This is a genomic window from Ruegeria sp. CI1, from assembly GCF_056536925.1.
This window is the reverse complement of the sequence record NZ_JBQFQP010000018.1, coordinates 1-16,583: the sequence shown is the minus strand read 5'-3', so window position 1 is coordinate 16,583 and position 16,583 is coordinate 1. Positions and strand designations below refer to the sequence as shown.

Annotated in this window: 18 protein-coding genes and 1 tRNA gene; 9 read left to right on the top strand and 10 right to left on the bottom strand. The window is 59.0% G+C overall.

The window, feature by feature from the left end:
* Positions 1 to 9: 9 nt before the first annotated feature.
* Positions 10 to 975 carry an N-acetyl-D-Glu racemase DgcA gene (dgcA, locus tag ACR0LZ_RS18475; RefSeq protein WP_480751484.1) on the bottom strand — a complete coding sequence of 322 codons (966 nt, stop codon included), beginning with the start codon at positions 973 to 975 and terminating at the stop codon, positions 10 to 12.
* Positions 976 to 1,050: 75 nt separating this feature from the next.
* Entirely contained in the window at positions 1,051 to 2,052 is a 1,002-nt protein-coding gene (gene dgcN / locus ACR0LZ_RS18470; RefSeq protein WP_480751482.1) for an N-acetyltransferase DgcN, read from the bottom strand.
* A 295-nt stretch (positions 2,053 to 2,347) separates the two neighbouring features.
* On the opposite strand from dgcN, the gene ACR0LZ_RS18465 reads away from it, so the two are divergent.
* Positions 2,348 to 3,310, top strand: a complete 963-nt coding sequence (locus ACR0LZ_RS18465; RefSeq protein ID WP_480751481.1) for an L-malyl-CoA/beta-methylmalyl-CoA lyase — start codon at positions 2,348 to 2,350, stop codon at positions 3,308 to 3,310.
* A 64-nt stretch (positions 3,311 to 3,374) separates the two neighbouring features.
* Entirely contained in the window at positions 3,375 to 3,995 is a 621-nt protein-coding gene (locus tag ACR0LZ_RS18460) for a hypothetical protein (protein ID WP_480751480.1), read from the top strand.
* Positions 3,996 to 4,040: 45 nt separating this feature from the next.
* On the opposite strand, the gene ACR0LZ_RS18455 is transcribed toward ACR0LZ_RS18460, so the two are convergent.
* Positions 4,041 to 4,622 carry a PA14 domain-containing protein gene (locus tag ACR0LZ_RS18455; protein WP_480751479.1) on the bottom strand — a complete coding sequence of 194 codons (582 nt, stop codon included), beginning with the start codon at positions 4,620 to 4,622 and terminating at the stop codon, positions 4,041 to 4,043.
* A 375-nt stretch (positions 4,623 to 4,997) separates the two neighbouring features.
* Here ACR0LZ_RS18455 and ACR0LZ_RS18450 point away from each other — a divergent pair, with 375 nt between their 5' ends.
* Positions 4,998 to 5,960, top strand: coding sequence for an acetyl-CoA carboxylase carboxyltransferase subunit alpha (locus ACR0LZ_RS18450; RefSeq protein WP_480751477.1), 963 nt, complete (start codon positions 4,998 to 5,000; stop codon positions 5,958 to 5,960).
* Between the two features lie 9 nt (positions 5,961 to 5,969).
* Here ACR0LZ_RS18450 and ACR0LZ_RS18445 read toward each other — a convergent pair whose 3' ends face one another.
* The 4 genes from ACR0LZ_RS18445 to ACR0LZ_RS18430 are packed head-to-tail and all read right to left on the bottom strand — an operon-like array spanning position 5,970 to position 9,764.
* Positions 5,970 to 7,112, bottom strand: coding sequence for a lytic murein transglycosylase (locus tag ACR0LZ_RS18445; protein ID WP_480751476.1), 1,143 nt, complete (start codon positions 7,110 to 7,112; stop codon positions 5,970 to 5,972).
* 49 nt (positions 7,113 to 7,161) lie between these two features.
* Positions 7,162 to 7,956: an ABC transporter permease gene (locus tag ACR0LZ_RS18440; RefSeq protein ID WP_480751475.1), complete on the bottom strand. Its 795-nt coding sequence runs from the start codon at positions 7,954 to 7,956 to the stop codon at positions 7,162 to 7,164.
* Positions 7,949 to 8,716 carry an ABC transporter ATP-binding protein gene (locus ACR0LZ_RS18435; protein ID WP_480751474.1) on the bottom strand — a complete coding sequence of 256 codons (768 nt, stop codon included), beginning with the start codon at positions 8,714 to 8,716 and terminating at the stop codon, positions 7,949 to 7,951. Before ACR0LZ_RS18435 ends, ACR0LZ_RS18440 begins: the two co-directional genes overlap by 8 nt.
* Before the next feature lie 34 nt (positions 8,717 to 8,750).
* Complete coding sequence (locus tag ACR0LZ_RS18430) at positions 8,751 to 9,764, bottom strand: ABC transporter substrate-binding protein (protein WP_480751472.1); 1,014 nt, start codon at positions 9,762 to 9,764, stop codon at positions 8,751 to 8,753.
* A 164-nt stretch (positions 9,765 to 9,928) separates the two neighbouring features.
* On the opposite strand from ACR0LZ_RS18430, the gene ACR0LZ_RS18425 reads away from it, so the two are divergent.
* Positions 9,929 to 10,732, top strand: a complete 804-nt coding sequence (locus tag ACR0LZ_RS18425) for a methyltransferase domain-containing protein (protein WP_480751470.1) — start codon at positions 9,929 to 9,931, stop codon at positions 10,730 to 10,732.
* Positions 10,733 to 10,742: 10 nt separating this feature from the next.
* Here the strand turns inward: ACR0LZ_RS18425 and ACR0LZ_RS18420 are convergent, their stop codons facing one another.
* The gene (locus ACR0LZ_RS18420) at positions 10,743 to 11,387 is read right to left on the bottom strand and encodes a GntR family transcriptional regulator (RefSeq protein WP_480751468.1); all 645 of its coding nucleotides are present in this window, start codon (positions 11,385 to 11,387) and stop codon (positions 10,743 to 10,745) included.
* A 33-nt stretch (positions 11,388 to 11,420) separates the two neighbouring features.
* Entirely contained in the window at positions 11,421 to 12,116 is a 696-nt protein-coding gene (locus ACR0LZ_RS18415; RefSeq protein WP_480751466.1) for a M48 family metallopeptidase, read from the bottom strand.
* 99 nt (positions 12,117 to 12,215) lie between these two features.
* Between ACR0LZ_RS18415 and ACR0LZ_RS18410 the strand changes: the two genes are divergently transcribed.
* The 5 genes from ACR0LZ_RS18410 (at position 12,216) to ACR0LZ_RS18390 (ending at position 15,179) form a co-directional block, all read left to right on the top strand.
* Entirely contained in the window at positions 12,216 to 12,536 is a 321-nt protein-coding gene (locus ACR0LZ_RS18410; RefSeq protein ID WP_480751465.1) for a TIGR02300 family protein, read from the top strand.
* Between the two features lie 159 nt (positions 12,537 to 12,695).
* Positions 12,696 to 12,771, top strand: a tRNA-Ala gene (locus ACR0LZ_RS18405).
* Positions 12,772 to 12,986: 215 nt separating this feature from the next.
* Positions 12,987 to 13,565: a TetR/AcrR family transcriptional regulator gene (locus ACR0LZ_RS18400; RefSeq protein WP_480751463.1), complete on the top strand. Its 579-nt coding sequence runs from the start codon at positions 12,987 to 12,989 to the stop codon at positions 13,563 to 13,565.
* A gap of 120 nt (positions 13,566 to 13,685) precedes the next feature.
* The gene (locus ACR0LZ_RS18395) at positions 13,686 to 14,099 is read left to right on the top strand and encodes an ester cyclase (RefSeq protein WP_480751461.1); all 414 of its coding nucleotides are present in this window, start codon (positions 13,686 to 13,688) and stop codon (positions 14,097 to 14,099) included.
* Between the two features lie 75 nt (positions 14,100 to 14,174).
* Entirely contained in the window at positions 14,175 to 15,179 is a 1,005-nt protein-coding gene (locus ACR0LZ_RS18390; protein ID WP_480751460.1) for a DUF2652 domain-containing protein, read from the top strand.
* A 1,217-nt stretch (positions 15,180 to 16,396) separates the two neighbouring features.
* On the opposite strand, the gene ACR0LZ_RS18385 is transcribed toward ACR0LZ_RS18390, so the two are convergent.
* A partial coding sequence (locus tag ACR0LZ_RS18385; protein ID WP_480751459.1) for an integrase core domain-containing protein occupies positions 16,397 to 16,583 on the bottom strand: 187 nt, incomplete at its 5' end.

The window sequence follows — 16,583 nt, the reverse complement described above, 5'->3', positions numbered from 1 at the left end:
TGTGTCTCCTCAGCCCCAGAGCGCCGCTTTGGGCGGGTACACTCCGGCATCATCAAAAATCAACGGGGTGTCGCGGTCTTCGGCCAACAACAGCGGGCCGTCAAGATCTGTCACCATCGCGCCCTGAGCCACCAGTGTCGCAGGGGCCATCGCCAGTGAACTGCCCACCATGCACCCCACCATGATGTCGTACCCCTCGGCCAACGCGGCTGCGCGCAGCTTCAACGCCTCGGTCAGACCGCCGGTCTTGTCCAGCTTGATGTTAACCACATCGTATTTGCCCTTGAGCGAGGGCAGGCTGGCACGGTCATGACAGCTCTCGTCGGCACAGACCGGCACCGGGCGATCCATCCCGATCAGCGCTTCGTCCTGCCCGGCTGGCAAGGGCTGTTCGACCAATGCAACACCCAGTCGCACCAGATGCGGCGCGAGGTCAGCATACACCTCGGCGGTCCATCCCTCGTTTGCGTCAACGATGATTTTTGCGTTCGGCGCACCCGCACGGACCGCTTCCAGCCGCAGCATGTCGTCGGGCGTACCCAGCTTGATCTTCAGCAAAGGCCGATGGGCATTTTTGGCTGCCTGCGCCTGCATCGCCTCGGGCGTGTCCAAAGACAGCGTGTAAGCGGTGATTTCCGGTCCCGGCTCCGGCAGACCTGCCAGCTCCCAAACCCGCTTGCCTGTCCGCTTGGCTTCCAGATCCCACAAAGCGCAATCCACCGCATTGCGCGCCGCACCAGCAGGCAACAGGTCCATCAACCCTTCGCGCGTAAACTCCGCAGGCAACCCGACAATCTCGGCTTCGACCGTTTCCAGTGTCTCGTCGTAGCGCGCATAAGGCACGCATTCGCCCCAACCTTGATGCGCACCGTCTGTCACCCGCACCGTCAACACCTTGGCTTCGGTCCGCGACCCGCGTGAGATGGTGAACACCTGCGCCAGCCGGAACACGTCGCGAGAGACTTCGATCTGCACTCGCCTGCTCCTTCATCTTTTTCCAAATACTCCCGCCGGAGGCGGCCATACTCCGCCACCGGCGAGCCGCTTGCATCACATCGCGGCGAGCGCGTCCACCAGCTTGTCGGACCCAAACCTGAATGGATCGGTCGCAGGCAACCCCATATCGGCCTCAATCTGCGCCAGATAGGCCTTGGCGTCGCCTTCGCCCATGTGCTGGGTATTTACCGAAACACCCACCACTTTGCAGTCAGGGTTAGCCACCAGAGCCAAGTTCAGCGCGGTATCGCGCAGCGCTTCGAGCGTCGGCAACTGATAGGTCGGAAGTCCGCGCATGTGCTCCCGCGTGGGTTCGTGGCACAAGATCAGCGCATCCGGTTGACCGCCATGAATCAGCGCCATGGTGACGCCCGAATAGGAAACGTGGAACAGGCTGCCCTGCCCTTCGATCAGGTCCCAGTGATCGTCGTCATTGTCCGGGGTCAGCCATTCCACCGATCCGGCCATGAAATCGGCGATCACCGCATCCAGTGGCACACCGTCACCGGTGATCAGGATGCCGGTCTGCCCGGTAGCGCGGAAGCTCGACTTCATGCCGCGCTCGCGCATTTCCTTGTCCATTGCCAGCGCTGTATACATCTTGCCCACTGAACAATCGGTGCCAACCGCCAGGCACCGCTTGCCCTTGCGCTTGATGCCGTTGGCAATCGGGTAATCCACCGAAGGTACGCGCACGTCATGAAGGGTCCGTCCACAAGCTTCGGCGACGGCCACCAGATCAGGCTCGTTGCGCAAAAGGTTGTGCAAGCCCGAGGCCAGATCAAACCCTTCCTCCAGCGCCATGACCAGAACTTTCTTCCATTCCTGGCTGATCACACCACCCCGGTTGGCCACGCCAATGACCAGCGTCTTGGCCCCTGCCTCGCGCGCTTCGACCAGATCCATGTCCTTCAGACCCAGATCGGCCTTGCAACCGTCCATACGGAATTGACCCACGGCGTTTTCCGGACGCCAGTCCTTGATGCCGACGGCAACCTTGGCGGCCAGTTGGTCGGGGGCATCACCCAAAAACAGCAGATACGGTGTCTCGATCATTGCGGTGCACTCCTTTGTTTCCGGCGTAACCTATTGAAGCGCGGTTACGAGCGTTTCGCGTATTTCCCCGCTCACTTCACTCAAAGCGAAGATCATTGCACGATCTGCGATAATCACGCAAGAATCTTCGAAGTTTTCAAACTGATTAATCTTTAATCACCTTATCAGCGCCTGATCTTGATGGATGCTGCGATTGCATTGCTGCGCACGCATAATGACGCTTGCGCAAGTGCGCGCAATTTAATACCTCATTCTGCAAGAAAATCGCAATTTCCTTACTCAATGAGGTCAACCGATGAGTTTCCGCATACAGCCCGCCGCCCCTGCGCGCCCCAATCGTTGCCAGTTGTTCGGTCCCGGCTCCAACACCAAGCTGTTTCCAAAAATGGCGGCGTCGGCAGCGGATGTCATCAACCTCGATCTTGAAGATTCGGTTGCGCCTTCGGACAAGGATACTGCCCGCGCCAATGTGATCGAGGCGCTGAACACCCTCGATTGGGGCAACAAGTACATGTCGGTGCGCATCAACGGGCTGGATACACCCTATTGGTACCGCGATGTGGTGGACGTGCTGGAACAGGCGGGTGACCGGCTGGATCAGATCATGATCCCCAAGGTGGGTAGCGCCGCCGATGTCTATGCCGTCGACGCGCTGGTCACCGCCATTGAACGCGCCAAGGGCCGGACCAAGCCGATCAGTTTCGAAGTGATCATCGAATCCTCTGCCGGCATTGCCCATGTCGAGGAAATCGCAGCCTCCTCCCCCCGTTTGCAGGCGATGAGCCTGGGCGCGGCTGATTTTGCCGCCTCGATGGGGATGCAGACCACCGGCATCGGTGGCACGCAGGAAAATTATTATATGTTGCGCAATGGCGAAAAGCACTGGTCAGACCCGTGGCACTGGGCACAGGCCGCCATCGTTGCTGCTTGCCGCACCCACGGGGTGTTGCCGGTGGACGGACCGTTCGGAGATTTCTCGGACGACGAAGGCTATATCGCGCAAGCCAGACGTTCAGCCACGCTCGGAATGGTCGGCAAATGGGCGATCCACCCCAAACAGATTGCGCTGGCCAATCAGGTATTCACCCCGTCCGACGAAGCGGTGACCGAGGCCCGCGAAATCCTTGCCGCAATGGAGCAGGCCAAGGCCAAAGGCGAAGGTGCCACCGTCTACAAGGGTCGCCTGGTTGACATCGCTTCGATCAAGCAGGCCGAGGTGATCGTGGCCCAGGCAGAACTGATTTCCGCAAACGGCTGACGCCCATATCGAGATTTTGCGAAAGGGCGTCCATCGGGCGCCCTTTTCTGATAGGTTTCCAAGTATGACCGAGTTGACCTTGTTTCATACCGCTGCAGTGCATTGCGCCACCTTTGACGCTCTTTCGGCGCGGATCGCGCCGGATGCAAAGCTGACGCATGTTGTGCGCCCTGACTGGCTGGACCGGGGCTTGCACGGGATTAATGCCGAACTGGCGCTGGAAATCCACTCGGCCATCTTCACTGCGCCAAACGCGATTTGCACCTGTTCGACAATCGGCGAGATCGCTGCGCGGGCCGGGGCACTGCGCGTCGACTGGCCCATGATGCAAGAGGCCGCATCAACCGGAGGACCGGTCCTGATGGCTTATTGTCTGGACAGCACGCGCGAACCTTCGACCCGGTTGTTGACCAAAGCCTTTGCCGAGATCGGACTGGAACCCAACATCCGTGAGTTGCCGCTTGCCCATCTTTGGGTGCATTTTATCTCGGGCGATACCGAAGCCTTTGCCAAACGCATTGCCGTGCAGCTGTCGCGCGCACTGGAAATTGCCCCGGACACAGCTTGTGTCGTATTGGCACAGGCCTCTATGGCCGGGGCAACGGCACATCTGAACTGCCGCATTCCGGTACTCAGCGCACCCGAATCCGCATTGCGCGCAGCACTTGGCCTTTCCCCAAAATGACGAACGGGGCCACATGGCCCCGCTTGCTTTGATCACTCAAGCTGGTCAATGACCAAAGACGTCGTTCGGCACCCATTTGAGCTTGTCACCCTTCTTGCCCCATTTCATCATCAGGCACGCAGTGCTGTATTTCTGAAAATAGACGATGCTCAGATCATACCAGCCCGCTTTTGGCACTTCGACATCCACGCGCTGATTGGCTTCGCAGGGTTGGCGGCTGGAAAAATATCCAACCAGCTGCCCGCCGATATTCGCATCGATTCCATCGTTCGACCAGGTTTCCAGCGTATAGGTTCCCGGCGCGTCGAACCGGATATACCCTTTGATGTCAGCAGCAACATTCATCGCCTGATCGAAGGTCATGACAGGCTCGCCCTCATCGGTGTCTCGGTAGTCGAGACCGCTGAGCGGCAAGCCCGGTTTGGCGTCGGCAATCATGCTTTTGGCGGCACTGATCGACTGAATCTGCGCGGGCGGATCACCCGCCCAGGCATATTTCACCGCAAGCCCCGCCTTGGGATTCGACGGCTGTGGGCTTGCGGGAGTAAGCGTCAGGGTCTCGGCCGAGGCCGTGACAACCATTCCCAGTGCAAGAACTCCGGCCAACCCGGTAACGACAGATTTCATCATCAACTCCCTGTTGGGTGCGTCGCCGCCGTTTTCCCCGGTCTTTCACAACGCCATCAACAAAAGCCTATTCGGCAAGTTTTCACTCGGCAAGTCCGACGTGATCACTTTTCCAGCACACATGTATTCAAGGTTTTGAAAGCGCCGAAATTAATCACCCCGCAACTAACGCAAAAAAGATCAGAAGGTTCCCGTATGGAACTTGTGGCGGCTTCAAAGAACCTCAGATCAACCAAAGTCCAAAACCGCCGAGGTGTTTCTTGCCACTTGCCCAACACACCGTCGACATCCTATTCGGGTAACTTAAATCTTGCCGAGTTGCATCTTGGGCGACCTCGGGTCATATAACGCGGAGATTCCGCTTTGAGAGACGTCATGACCCAGTATCTGGATTTCGAGAAACCGCTGGCTGAAATCGAAGGCAAGGCCGAAGAGTTACGCGCGCTGGCCCGGGCCAACGAAGAAATGGACGTGGCTGACGAAGCGGCGGCGCTGGATGCCAAGGCTGCCAAGATGATGGACGAGTTGTACAAGGATCTGACACCCTGGCGGAAATGCCAGGTGGCACGCCATCCGGAACGACCTCATTGTCAGGACTATATCAAAGCGCTGTTCACAGAATACACGCCCCTGGCCGGGGACCGAAACTTTGCCGACGATCTTGCCGTGATGGGCGGGTTGGCGCGTTTCGACGACCAACCGGTCATGGTGATCGGCCACGAAAAGGGAAGCGACACCAAGTCGCGGATCGAACGCAACTTCGGCATGGCCCGGCCCGAAGGATACCGCAAGGCCGTACGCCTGATGGAAATGGCAGGCCGATTTGGCCTGCCGGTTATCACTCTGATCGACACTGCTGGCGCCTACCCCGGCAAGGGCGCCGAAGAGCGCGGCCAGTCCGAAGCAATCGCCCGCTCGACCGAGATGTGCCTCAAGATCGGCGTACCGCTTGTTTCGGTCATCATCGGCGAGGGTGGCTCGGGCGGGGCGGTTGCGTTCGCCACCGCCAACCGCGTGGCGATGTTGGAACACTCGGTTTATTCGGTGATCTCTCCCGAAGGTTGCGCCTCGATCCTGTGGAAGGATGCCGAAAAAATGCGCGAGGCCGCCGAAGCGCTGCGCCTGACCGCGCAGGACTTGCACAAGCTGGGCGTGATCGATCGGATCATTACCGAACCAAAAGGCGGCGCGCACCGGGATAAACACAGCACCATCGAGGCCGTCAGCAAGGCGATTGCCACCATGCTGACGGAACTGGGCGGCAAGGACAGCGCGACCCTGATCAAGGACCGCCGTCAGAAGTTCCTGGATATCGGGTCCAGGGGACTCGCGGCCTGAGCCGCGCCGCTAGCCTCGACGCAGCATCCGTAACAGCTCGGCAGATGGCTGGCCTGTCACCGTCAGGTTGTTGGCGCGCTGATAGGCACTGATTGCCGTCGTGGAGTTCGACCCGATCACCCCATCCGCACCTTGCGTGTCGAACCCGGCGGCAGTCAGGCGTTGTTGCAACTCCTTGCGGTCATCCAGCGTCAACCCGGTTTCATCGGGACCAAAGGATGCGTTGAACGGTCCGCCTCCGGCGATCCGGTCGGACAGGTGGCCCACACCAATCGCATAGCTGTCCGAGTTGTTGTATCGCTTGATAACCCTGAAATTCTGGAAAACCGCAATCTGTGGTCCGGGCACCTGCGGCTGCAAGGTGGCAATCGGTGTTCCCGAACGGGCCGCGGCAGAGCCAATCTCGCCGCCCCAGGGCTGCCCCCGAACCCACCCTGAGCGCGCCAGATACGCCGCCGTCGAGGCCAGCGCATCGGTAGGATCCTCTGACCAGATATCGCGCCGTCCGTCGCCGGTGAAATCGACGGCATAGGCCAGATAAGACGTCGGGATGAATTGCGTGTGCCCCATCGCTCCCGCCCAACTTCCGGTCATGTTCCGGGGCGCTGTATCCCCGTTCTGAACGATCTTCAGTGCCGCAACCAGCTGGCTTTCAAAGAATGCGCCGCGCCGCCCGTCATAGGCCAGTGTCGACAGTGCCGAGACCACCGGCACATCACCACGACGCGCGCCATAGCGGCTTTCGAGCCCCCAGATGGCAACGACAACTTCCTTGTCCACGCCGTAGTGCGACTCGATCTGCGACAGGGTACTGCCGTGGCGTTGCAGCATCTGTCGGCCGGTGTTGATGCGCTCGTCCGAGGCAGCGATGGCCAGATAATCCTCCAGCGAGCGTTTGAATTCCGTCTGGTTGCGGTCCCGCTCGATCACCTCGGGCAGATAGCCGGCCTCCTGAAACGCTGTGTTGATCGTGGATTGGGAAATACCCTGCGCTGACGCACGGTTCTTGAAACTGGTCACCCAGGCCTCCCAGCCCGCATTCGGCACCGCGCGCATCCGTGTGACTTGCGGTGTGGGCGCCACACCACCGCCCGAACAGGCGGTCACAAGCGTTGCGCCAACTCCAAGGGAAAACATCCGTCGATTGATCATTGCCCGGCCTGCTCTTTTTCTGATTTGCCTTTGCCCCAGAATACAGCGATCAACTGCGCCACGCCAGAAGGCGTTTTTCCAAAAGCCCGATGGCCCAGCTCGTCAGAATGCCCAGCGCCGACAGAATGACAACTCCGGCAAAAAGTCGCTCAAGGTCATACAGCGCGCCTGCCTGAAGGATGTAGGCGCCGATGCCAAATTCGGCGCCCAGCATCTCGGCTGCGACCAAGAGAATGATGCCGATTGCCAGTGAAACGCGCAGTCCGGACAGGATTCCGGGTAGTGCGCCGGGCAGGACGATCTTGCGGACGATGCTGTTCCAGCCAAGGCCAAAGCTTTGCCCCATGCGGATCAGGTTGCGGTCGACATTGTCCACCGCACCATAGGTGGAGACCACCGTAGGCGTGAAGGTGCCCAGCGCGATCAGGGCGTATTTAGACCCCTCGTCGATACCGAACCAGATCACGAAAAGCGGCAGCAGCGCGATCTTGGGGATTGGAAAAATCGCGGCCACCAAAGGCACCAGCCCGGCCCGGACGTAAGAGAACAGACCGATCATGACACCAACGCAGATCCCTGCGCTTACACCCATCGCCGACCCCACAAGAAGCCGCGTCACCGAGGGAAGCAGATGCGTCCACAACGCGCCTGAACGGGCCAGTTCCATCAACGTGGCCCCCACGTCCGAGGGGCGCGGAAGGGTCAGGTTCGAGATCCAGCCAGCCCGCGTTCCCCATTCGATAAGTATAAGCAATACAATGAAAACCGCAGCTCCTGCACCGCGTTTTGAAACCGGCGAAAAGCCACCGCCGCGAAACGGGACAGGGCGTGAGGCGTCAGGCATCGGCCAACTCCTGATCCGCCGCCAGCGCCTCTTCGCGCATCAGGTCCCAGAGCCGCTTTTGCAGCGCTTCGAGGTCGGAATCTCCGGCCTCTCTTTCGGTCAGCGGCGTGTCGATAGCGATCACTTCGCGTACCCGTCCGGGGCGGCGCGACAGGACTGCGATGCGGTGACCCAGACGCACTGCCTCGGCCAGGTTATGGGTGACATATACGGCTGTGAATGGCTGCCGTGACCACAGTGAAATCAGGTCTTCCATCAACAGTTCGCGGGTCTGCGCGTCCAGCGCGGACAGCGGTTCATCGAGCAGCAGAACCGCCGGGTTGACCGCCAGTGCGCGAGCGATTGCGACGCGCTGCTTCATGCCGCCGGACAACTGTCTGGGCAGTGCATTTGCGAAATCTGTCAGTTTTGTACGCTCCAGAACATCCGATATGCCATTTTGTACAACTCGCGACGGCAGCCGGTGATCCTCCAGCACCAGTGAAATGTTCCCCGCCACGCTGCGCCACGGCAGCAGGGCAAAGTCCTGAAAAACGAAAGTCAGGGGGTTGAGGCACCCGTCGGGAACCTCGCCCGATTGCAACACCTGCCCCTGGTCCGGCTGCTCCAGTCCGCCGATCATCCGCAGCAAGGTGGACTTGCCGCAGCCCGAGGGGCCGACCACGCACAGGATTTCACCCGCAGGGATGTGCAGCGAGACATCGTCAAGCACCAGCATGTCACCATAGCGGTGCGTCAGGTTCCGGATTGTCAGTTCCATGAAGAAATCGGGCGGGTGGCCCCGCCCGGTCCGCTCAGATCATCTGGACATATGACGGATCAACCAGAACTTCGCTGGTGATCTCCGGCTTGATCAGCCCTTCGGACTTGAACCAGCTCAACTGGTCCTCGACCGAGGCCATGTTCAGCGCCGCGCCCTGATTGATACGCATCGCGCCGTTGCGGATCGACGGTGCGGCCTTTTCATAGGGGCGGTCGGTGTAGACGTATTTGTGGATCAGCTGCACCATATCCTCGGCGGCTTCGTCACCGGCTGTGCTGTCGACCAGCGCGGCGTTGAAATCATCCGCCCCGCGCGAAAAGGCGCGCAGAAAAGCCTCGGTCTGGGCGCGTTCGTTGGCGGCATTGTCTGCCGAAGTGAACACGGTCGTGACCTGATAGTCGGGGATGTAGTCGGCAACATTGCCGATCACCTGAACCGCACCACCACCTGCCAGAGCCTTGGCGATGTGGGGCACGATCGACCATGCATCCACCTGCCCCGATTTCATCGCGCCAATGATCGCGCCGACCTTCTGCAACGGGGTGAAGCTGACCGAGACACCCTCGGCGGCCGCGATCCTGGACCCCATGTAGTGAAAGGACGATCCCGGTTGCGTGACCGCGAATTTCTTGCCGTCCAGCGCCGCCGGGCTGGTCAAGCCGGCCTCGTAAGCGGCATTCGAGGCCAGGATCATCTGGCCGTCGATGCCCTGCTCTTCGCTGAGAGCGCCGCCGATCACCCTGGTTGCGCCTTTTTCGGCAAGGCTGATCAAACCACCCGAGATCGCCGTCACTGCATAGTCCGCATCGCCACTGGCAATCGCCACCGCCATCGGTTGCGCCGCCTCGAAAAAGCGGAACTCGATATCCAGCCCCTCGTCCGAGAAATAGCCGCGCTCGTAGGCAACAAAAGACGCGGCATGGCTGGTAAAGCGCAACGCGCCGACCGTCATCTTGGTGTTGGCAAGGGCCGGAGTTCCCAAGGCGGGCAGCGCCGCCGCGCCCCCCATCAATCCCAAGGCGCCGCGGCGGGTGAAGTGTGTCATGGTCTCTCTCCCCTATTGTTCGATGGATAATGTCTCAGATAGGGACATCATCCAAGCCCTGTCCGCCATTCGCTGCGCCGGCTGAGGTGACCGGCGCGGGTGAATTTGGAGATTTGGCCGATTCGAGTGACACTGACCGGACAGAAAAGAGACCGGGGAGCGCCATGTCAGATCCGTATTCCAACCTCGCAGCGCAGGACCACACCGTTCAATCCACGATCGCGGATGCGATGGAGGCGCGTTGTCTTGACCCGTCGCAGGTCGCGATACGCAAAGCTTATCTGCGCGGGATGAAACTGCCGTCCGGCGCATTTGCGGTGGAGCTGGGGTCGGGTACCGGCCATGTGACACACGACCTGATCAAGGTTGCCGGGGCCGCCAGCGCGTTGGGGATCGAGCCCTCACCGGTCATGGTCGAGCGGGCGCGCGCGCAGTTCGCGGCCGAGCCGAACCTGAGTTTCCAGACCGGTGATGCCAGAGACACCGGATTGCAGGACGCATCCGTGGACATGGTCTTGATGCACACGCTGTTATGTCATGTCCCCACCCCTCGCGATGCGATTGCCGAGGCATTCCGCATCCTCAGGCCGGGCGGCGTGCTGGCGATCTGTGATGGGGATTACGACACCGCCACGGCCCAGATCGGGGACTACGACCCTTTGGACCAGATCGTCCGGTTCATGATCAACCAGAATGTCACCAACCTGTGGATCATGCGTCAGGTGGGCGATCTGCTGACGCATGCAGGGTTCGAGCCAGGCACGCGACAAGGGCACGGATATGTGGCCGAAGGCGAGGCCGGGTATTTCATGACGGTAATTGACCGGGGCGCGGACAGAATGGCCGAGACCGGATTGTTGTTCCCGGAAACGGCGGCGGCCCTGAAAGCGGAGGCCCGGCAGCGGCTGAAGGCCAACAGGTTTTTCGGCTTCATGTCCTATGTCAGCCAGATCGCCACAAAGCCCTGAATGCTGTCGGTCAGGCGACCAGCAGCCGCAACCCCTGGGTGACGTCGGAACGGACCGCCAAACGCAACCCCGGTTCGTCGCCTGCCTTGAGCGCGGCGATGATCAGCCGGTGATAATGCGGCGTATCGGTACGTTGCAGCCGACCGTAAAGCGCGCGCATGGTCGGGCCAAGCTGTAGCCAGACGGTTTCGGCGATGGCCAGCATCGCCGGCGCCTGCGCCCGCAGATAGAGCGTGCGGTGAAATTCCAGATTGGCGCGGATATAACCCACCCCGTCACGCTTGGTGACCATTTCGGCCACGTTCATGTTAATCGCCTGCAACCGGTCGATCAGCGCCATATGCGCACGCGGCAGGGCGCGGCTGGCCAGTTCCACCTCGAGCAGGGCGCGCAGGGCGGCCAGCTCCTCGATCCGGTCGTTGGTCAGCTCTGGCGTCGAGACCCGGCCCGAAGAGGACAGGAACAACGCGCCTTCGGCGGCAAGGCGCCGCACCGCTTCGCGCGCAGGCGTCATCGAGACACCGAATTCCTTGCCGATCCCGCGCAGGGTCAAGGCGTGCCCCGGAGGGATTTCGCCATGCATGATCCGCGACCGCAGGACCCGGTAGATCCGGTCATGCGTGGCGGATTGGATGTCGGTCTGGCGTGCGCTCAACATCCGTTCATGTGATCACAAATTCGCCCAAGGTCAACTCACACCTGCGTCGAAACGATAACGATGCAGGCTGCTGCCATTGTCGCGCAGCCAATTTCGGGGAGCGTCATACGGGCCAAAGATCCGCTCGACCTGGGCCCAGAACGCGCGAGAGTGATTCATCTCGGCCAGATGCGCCACTTCGTGCGCGGCAACATAGTGCAGCACGTCGGGCGGGGCGAGGATCAGCCGCCACGAAAACATGAGCGCCCCTTCGGAGTTGCACGATCCCCAGCGCGAGCGCGTGTCCCGCAATGTCAGCCGCACGTAGCGCCGGCCAATCATGGCGGCATAGTCGTCACAGGCCCCGGTCAGCCGGTCGCGGGCCAGTTCCTGAAGGTATCGCAACAGGCGGCGCTCTGCCCCGCCCTCGGGAACGGCGATTTCGTTCGCCCGCAACTCCACCCGCCGCCCGGTGGCGGGCACGATTCGCCGCAAGCTGCCCTCGACCGGGATGTCCTGCCCGTAGTGCAGCGCCACATGGTCGGGGCGTTTCTCAAGATGCTGGCGAATCCAGCCTTCTTTCGCGCGGGCGAAATCCAGTGCCTCTGCCTCGGGGATACCGGTGGGCAGGGTCAGCGTAACCCGCCCGTCCAGTTGGGAAATCCGAAGGCTGATACGCCGCGCCCGCGCCGAACGCCGCAGCGTCAGCGGCACGGCGGGATGCCCTGGCAATGCATGTCGTCCCAAGATGCGCCCCTTTTGCGTAAAGGCTTTGACAGTCCCTACCGCATGTGGCAGGTGACCTGAATCGTCAACACGACTCAGCAGATATCAAGGGGATTCCACATGCCCAAGGAAGAATGGGGTGTAAAGCGCGTTTGCCCGACAACAGGCAAACGGTTTTATGACCTGAACAAGAACCCGATCGTCAGCCCCTATACGGGCGAGATCGTGGAACTGGACACCGGCAAGAGCCGGATGATCGCCGCCGATGCCGAAGATGCCGCATCGGTCAAGGCCCGCGAAGCCGTATCGGATGACGATCTTCTCGACGATGACGACGCCGTGGATGTCGATCTCGACGACGATCTGCTCGACGATGACGATGACGACGACAGCGTCTCGCTGGACGACATCACCGACGTGTCGTCGGACGACGAGTCCTGAACCGCCGCACGGGGCAGCAATGCCCCGCGCCGCACCCGCACGACCGTTGGGTCGCACGGGGTCAACGCCCGAAGATTTTGGCCTGATCGGTGTATTTTTGGCTTGCACTCTTCACCGGCGTTGCATAAACGTCCGTCCACCGCACAGGCGGTACGGCATGGGGCCTTAGCTCAGTTGGGAGAGCGCTTGCATGGCATGCAAGAGGTCAGGGGTTCGACTCCCCTAGGCTCCACCAAATCCTAGCAGTTCATCATGATAGGCAAACACTAGAGCGGTGTGACACACAGGTGTGACACAAGATGAAGCTGCAGAGTAGACGAATAGTCATTGTCAACTGATGCCCAGACTGCGAGTTCTCCAAAACCTCGCATCTGAGAGTTGAATTCGAGCAGTAGGGAGCGCACGTCAACGTGCCTTGTGATTGTCAAGCGATCATTTTAATATGCCGCGATGGGAAGACCGAAGTCATACTCTCGCAACGACGTGGTCGAAAAGGCCATGGGCGTGTTTTGGCAGAAAGGATACGTGGCGACGTCGATCAGCGACATAGTGCATGAAACCGGACTGAATACTGCCAGCATGTACAAGGAGTTCAAAGACAAGGACGGGCTGTTCCTTGAAACTTTGAGCCACTATCGTGGCCATGTGATTGGACCACGATACCAAATCCTGCGCGACAATCCCAACATGGTCGGCGTAGAGACGTTCCTGAAAAACGTCATGCTGGGTGCTGCCAAAACGGAATACAAGGGCTGCCTGATGATGAACCATCTGGCGCAAAAACATGCGATCAGCCCTGATGCCGCCGAACAGGTTGGCGCGTTCTGTGCAGAGATCGAATCATTGATTGAAACCGCCTTGAAAAACGCTCAGACCGACGGACAAATCGGGCCTGACAAAGACCCCAAGCAGCTTGCGAGTTTCATTGTGTTCTGCGTCCACGGCGCTGTTCTCTATGGACGGCATGACAATAAAAAGCGTGATATTTCAAATTTTTACAGCATGATCATGGCAACGCTGAAGACATAGGGGTGTGGGGTTGATAATTTTAAAGTGTCTTTTTTAAAATAAATGATTTAATAAAACCCCATGCGCCTCCCCGGCGAGCGCGACAAGCCGTTTTCGGCGCGACAGACATGGGAGAGAACAATGACAATTTCCGAATCCGCAATGGCGTTCTTTGATGCTTGTGAAACCGGCAAGGGCTGGCAGGTGTGCAAAGAGTATTGCCACGCCAACGCACCCTTTTCCTGCCAGGCGGACGCGTTGGCCGATATCTCGACGATAGAAGGTTACACTGCATGGACCGCCGGACTGTTGACGCCGGTTCCAGACGGTCACTACGTTCTCAAGTCGTTCTCGACCGACCACGAACGAAATATCGTGGTCGCCACATCGGTTTTCAAAGGGACCCAGACCGGCGAAGGTGGGCCAGTGCCGCCGACAGGTAACACAGTTGCTGCGGAGTATGCGTATGTCATGGAGTTCGAAGGCGACAAGATTGCCCGAATGACCAAGATCTGGAATGATGCTCACTCAATGAAGCAGCTTGGGTGGGGGTAGATGACAGCACACCACACAGGTTATCTGATGATCGCGGATATAACCGGCTACACCCGGTTTCTGACGTCATCTGAAATGGATCATGCCAATCCGATCCTGCAGTCTCTTTTGGGGGTTCTGTTTGAGCAGATTGGCGATCCGCTACACTTCTGGAAAACAGAAGGTGATGCTGTTTTGGCGTATTCGACGCGTCAGGATTTTCCTTCAGGAGAGACGTTTCTCACCATCTGCGAAAATCTCTACAACGCATTCACGCTCAGGCGGCAAAACATAATCGCCAACACAACATGCCCATGCCGCGCCTGCGCCAATGTTGAGGATCTCGATCTCAAGATCATTGCCCACCATGGCCGGTTCGACGAGATGCAACTGGGCCCCACCCGGGACATCTCCGGGTCGGATGTCATTCTTGTCCACAGATTGACCAAAACGGAAGTAGCCGAACATACCGGCATTCGCAGCTACGCCCTTTTCACTGAAGCGGCTGCAAAGGCCATGGACATCAGTGACATACTGGAACCTTATTCGCAGGAGATTGATCATTTTGGTCACGTCCGCTTGAGAGTCTTCGATCTGGCCAGGTCCTGGGAAAATATGCGCGCCAACCGACAGCGCGACTTTCTCGAAGAAGCGGATGGCGTGTGGACCATGCGGTACCATTTCGACGCGCCCATAGGCTTGGTGTGGGAAGCACTGGTCAGTCCTGAACACAAACTGAAGTGGATGAACCGGGTCGGAGAAATCCGGATGGAGAACCCGCTCGGTCGGCTCGGCCCCGGCTCCGGCTATCACTGTGCGCACGAAATGGCTCAGTTCTTCTATCGCGTCACGGATTGGGAACCGTTTGATTATTTCTCAACTCGCATTCTGGATCCTGCGCGTCCGAAAGTGAGCTTTCCGGAGACATATCATCTGACCGAAACGGACACGGGCACGGAACTAAGATACACGATGGGCAAGGCCACGGATGCGGATGGCACCCGTTCGGAGGTCTCCGAACAGGAATGTTCTGCGTTTCTTGCCGATTTTTGGGCGGTGTCATTTGCAGACATGAATGAGCAACTAGGCCGTTCCAGATAGCAAGGCGCAGCTCAGAACTTGAAAACATGTCCGAACCCTGAAGATCTTTCATATCAATTTCAGCTTTACCCCAAGATTGGTGAGTGTAGCCGCTCTCTTTGTTGCTCACGAAACGATTGACCACAACGCGAGCAGCGGCTGCAGCAATCTGGCCCATAGTCGACTGACCGGTATGGGCCGACTGTCCCTTTTGCCGTATGACAGAATGTAACAACCGCCAATGGTGGAGGGTCATCCTCTCCGCCGCTTTCCTTTCGTGGACCGGCGGGATTTGAACAAGCCAAACGCCCCTGGCCGTCTGGGCGAGGGCGCCGCCCTCCCCCTCGGGCAGACCTATTAGTCAGGGCCGTGTCCTCGGCTTCGCCTGCGGGCCGCACCACCCCTGTCGAATTGCATTGCCTCGCCCCCTCCCGCGTTCGCCACATGGAAGATCGGCAGGAACAGCCAGCTTCGCTGTCTGATCTACAAATCAGACCTGATTTTCCAAAAGGGAAGCCAGATCAAACGAAACTCGGTGCGGGAGTATGAAATGGGGGCGGCGTGTTAGTTTATGACGCAAAGGTCAATCAACTGATGTCCAACATCGGGGAGGCTTTCAAAGTCGAACGTTCACCCCGTTTCTGGTCCAACCATGACGGTTGGGTCAGGTTCGTGTGACGTTCAACAATGTTGTGGAACGTCACTGATTTCTGACTCAATCGACTTCCAAAACCTCAACAAATCGGTATATCGCGTCATTCAATTCTGACCCAAACGTCAAGCATTTCTGACCCAATAACGATAGCCGCCATTCATTGACGCTGCGGCTAAGGTCTGTTGAGAGCCCAACCCGGTCATCCTGATTTCCTGCTGCGCGCGCACGCAGCGCAAAAGTTGCTGCTTATGTACCGTTTTGTGTGCTGTCATGCGGCGGGGAAACTGGTCTTTCGTGTCTCGTGCAGCGAGATTTGCCTGCCTAATTCACATGCCGCAGGACAAAGCGGACACACATGTACCTCCCATGAGGTCTGCCATCATAGGGTTATTTAATCCTGCTCTACGAAGCCGCAAATCGAAGTTTCTGAACAGGCACCTCAAAAAACCAACAAACTCTAGTCCACAATCCATTGTTCTATACCTATCGAAGCGATTGCGATGGTTGGAATGCAAGTCTCTGCCTATCGTGGCTACGACAAGAATGAACTACTCCCCAATGTTTGGACAGGTTTTGGCGTAGTTTAAGCTACTCTTTGCTCCTGCTGATCGGTTTGGGTTTCATCTTTTCTCAGCCAATAGACCACGGCTGGGGGTTTACCGCCAAGGGCGGAGTGTGGGCGTTTGCGGTTGTAAAAATCGATCCATTTCCCAACGCCCGCCTTCGCCTCTGATCCGGTCTCCCAGGCGTGCAGGTAGACGCATTCGTAT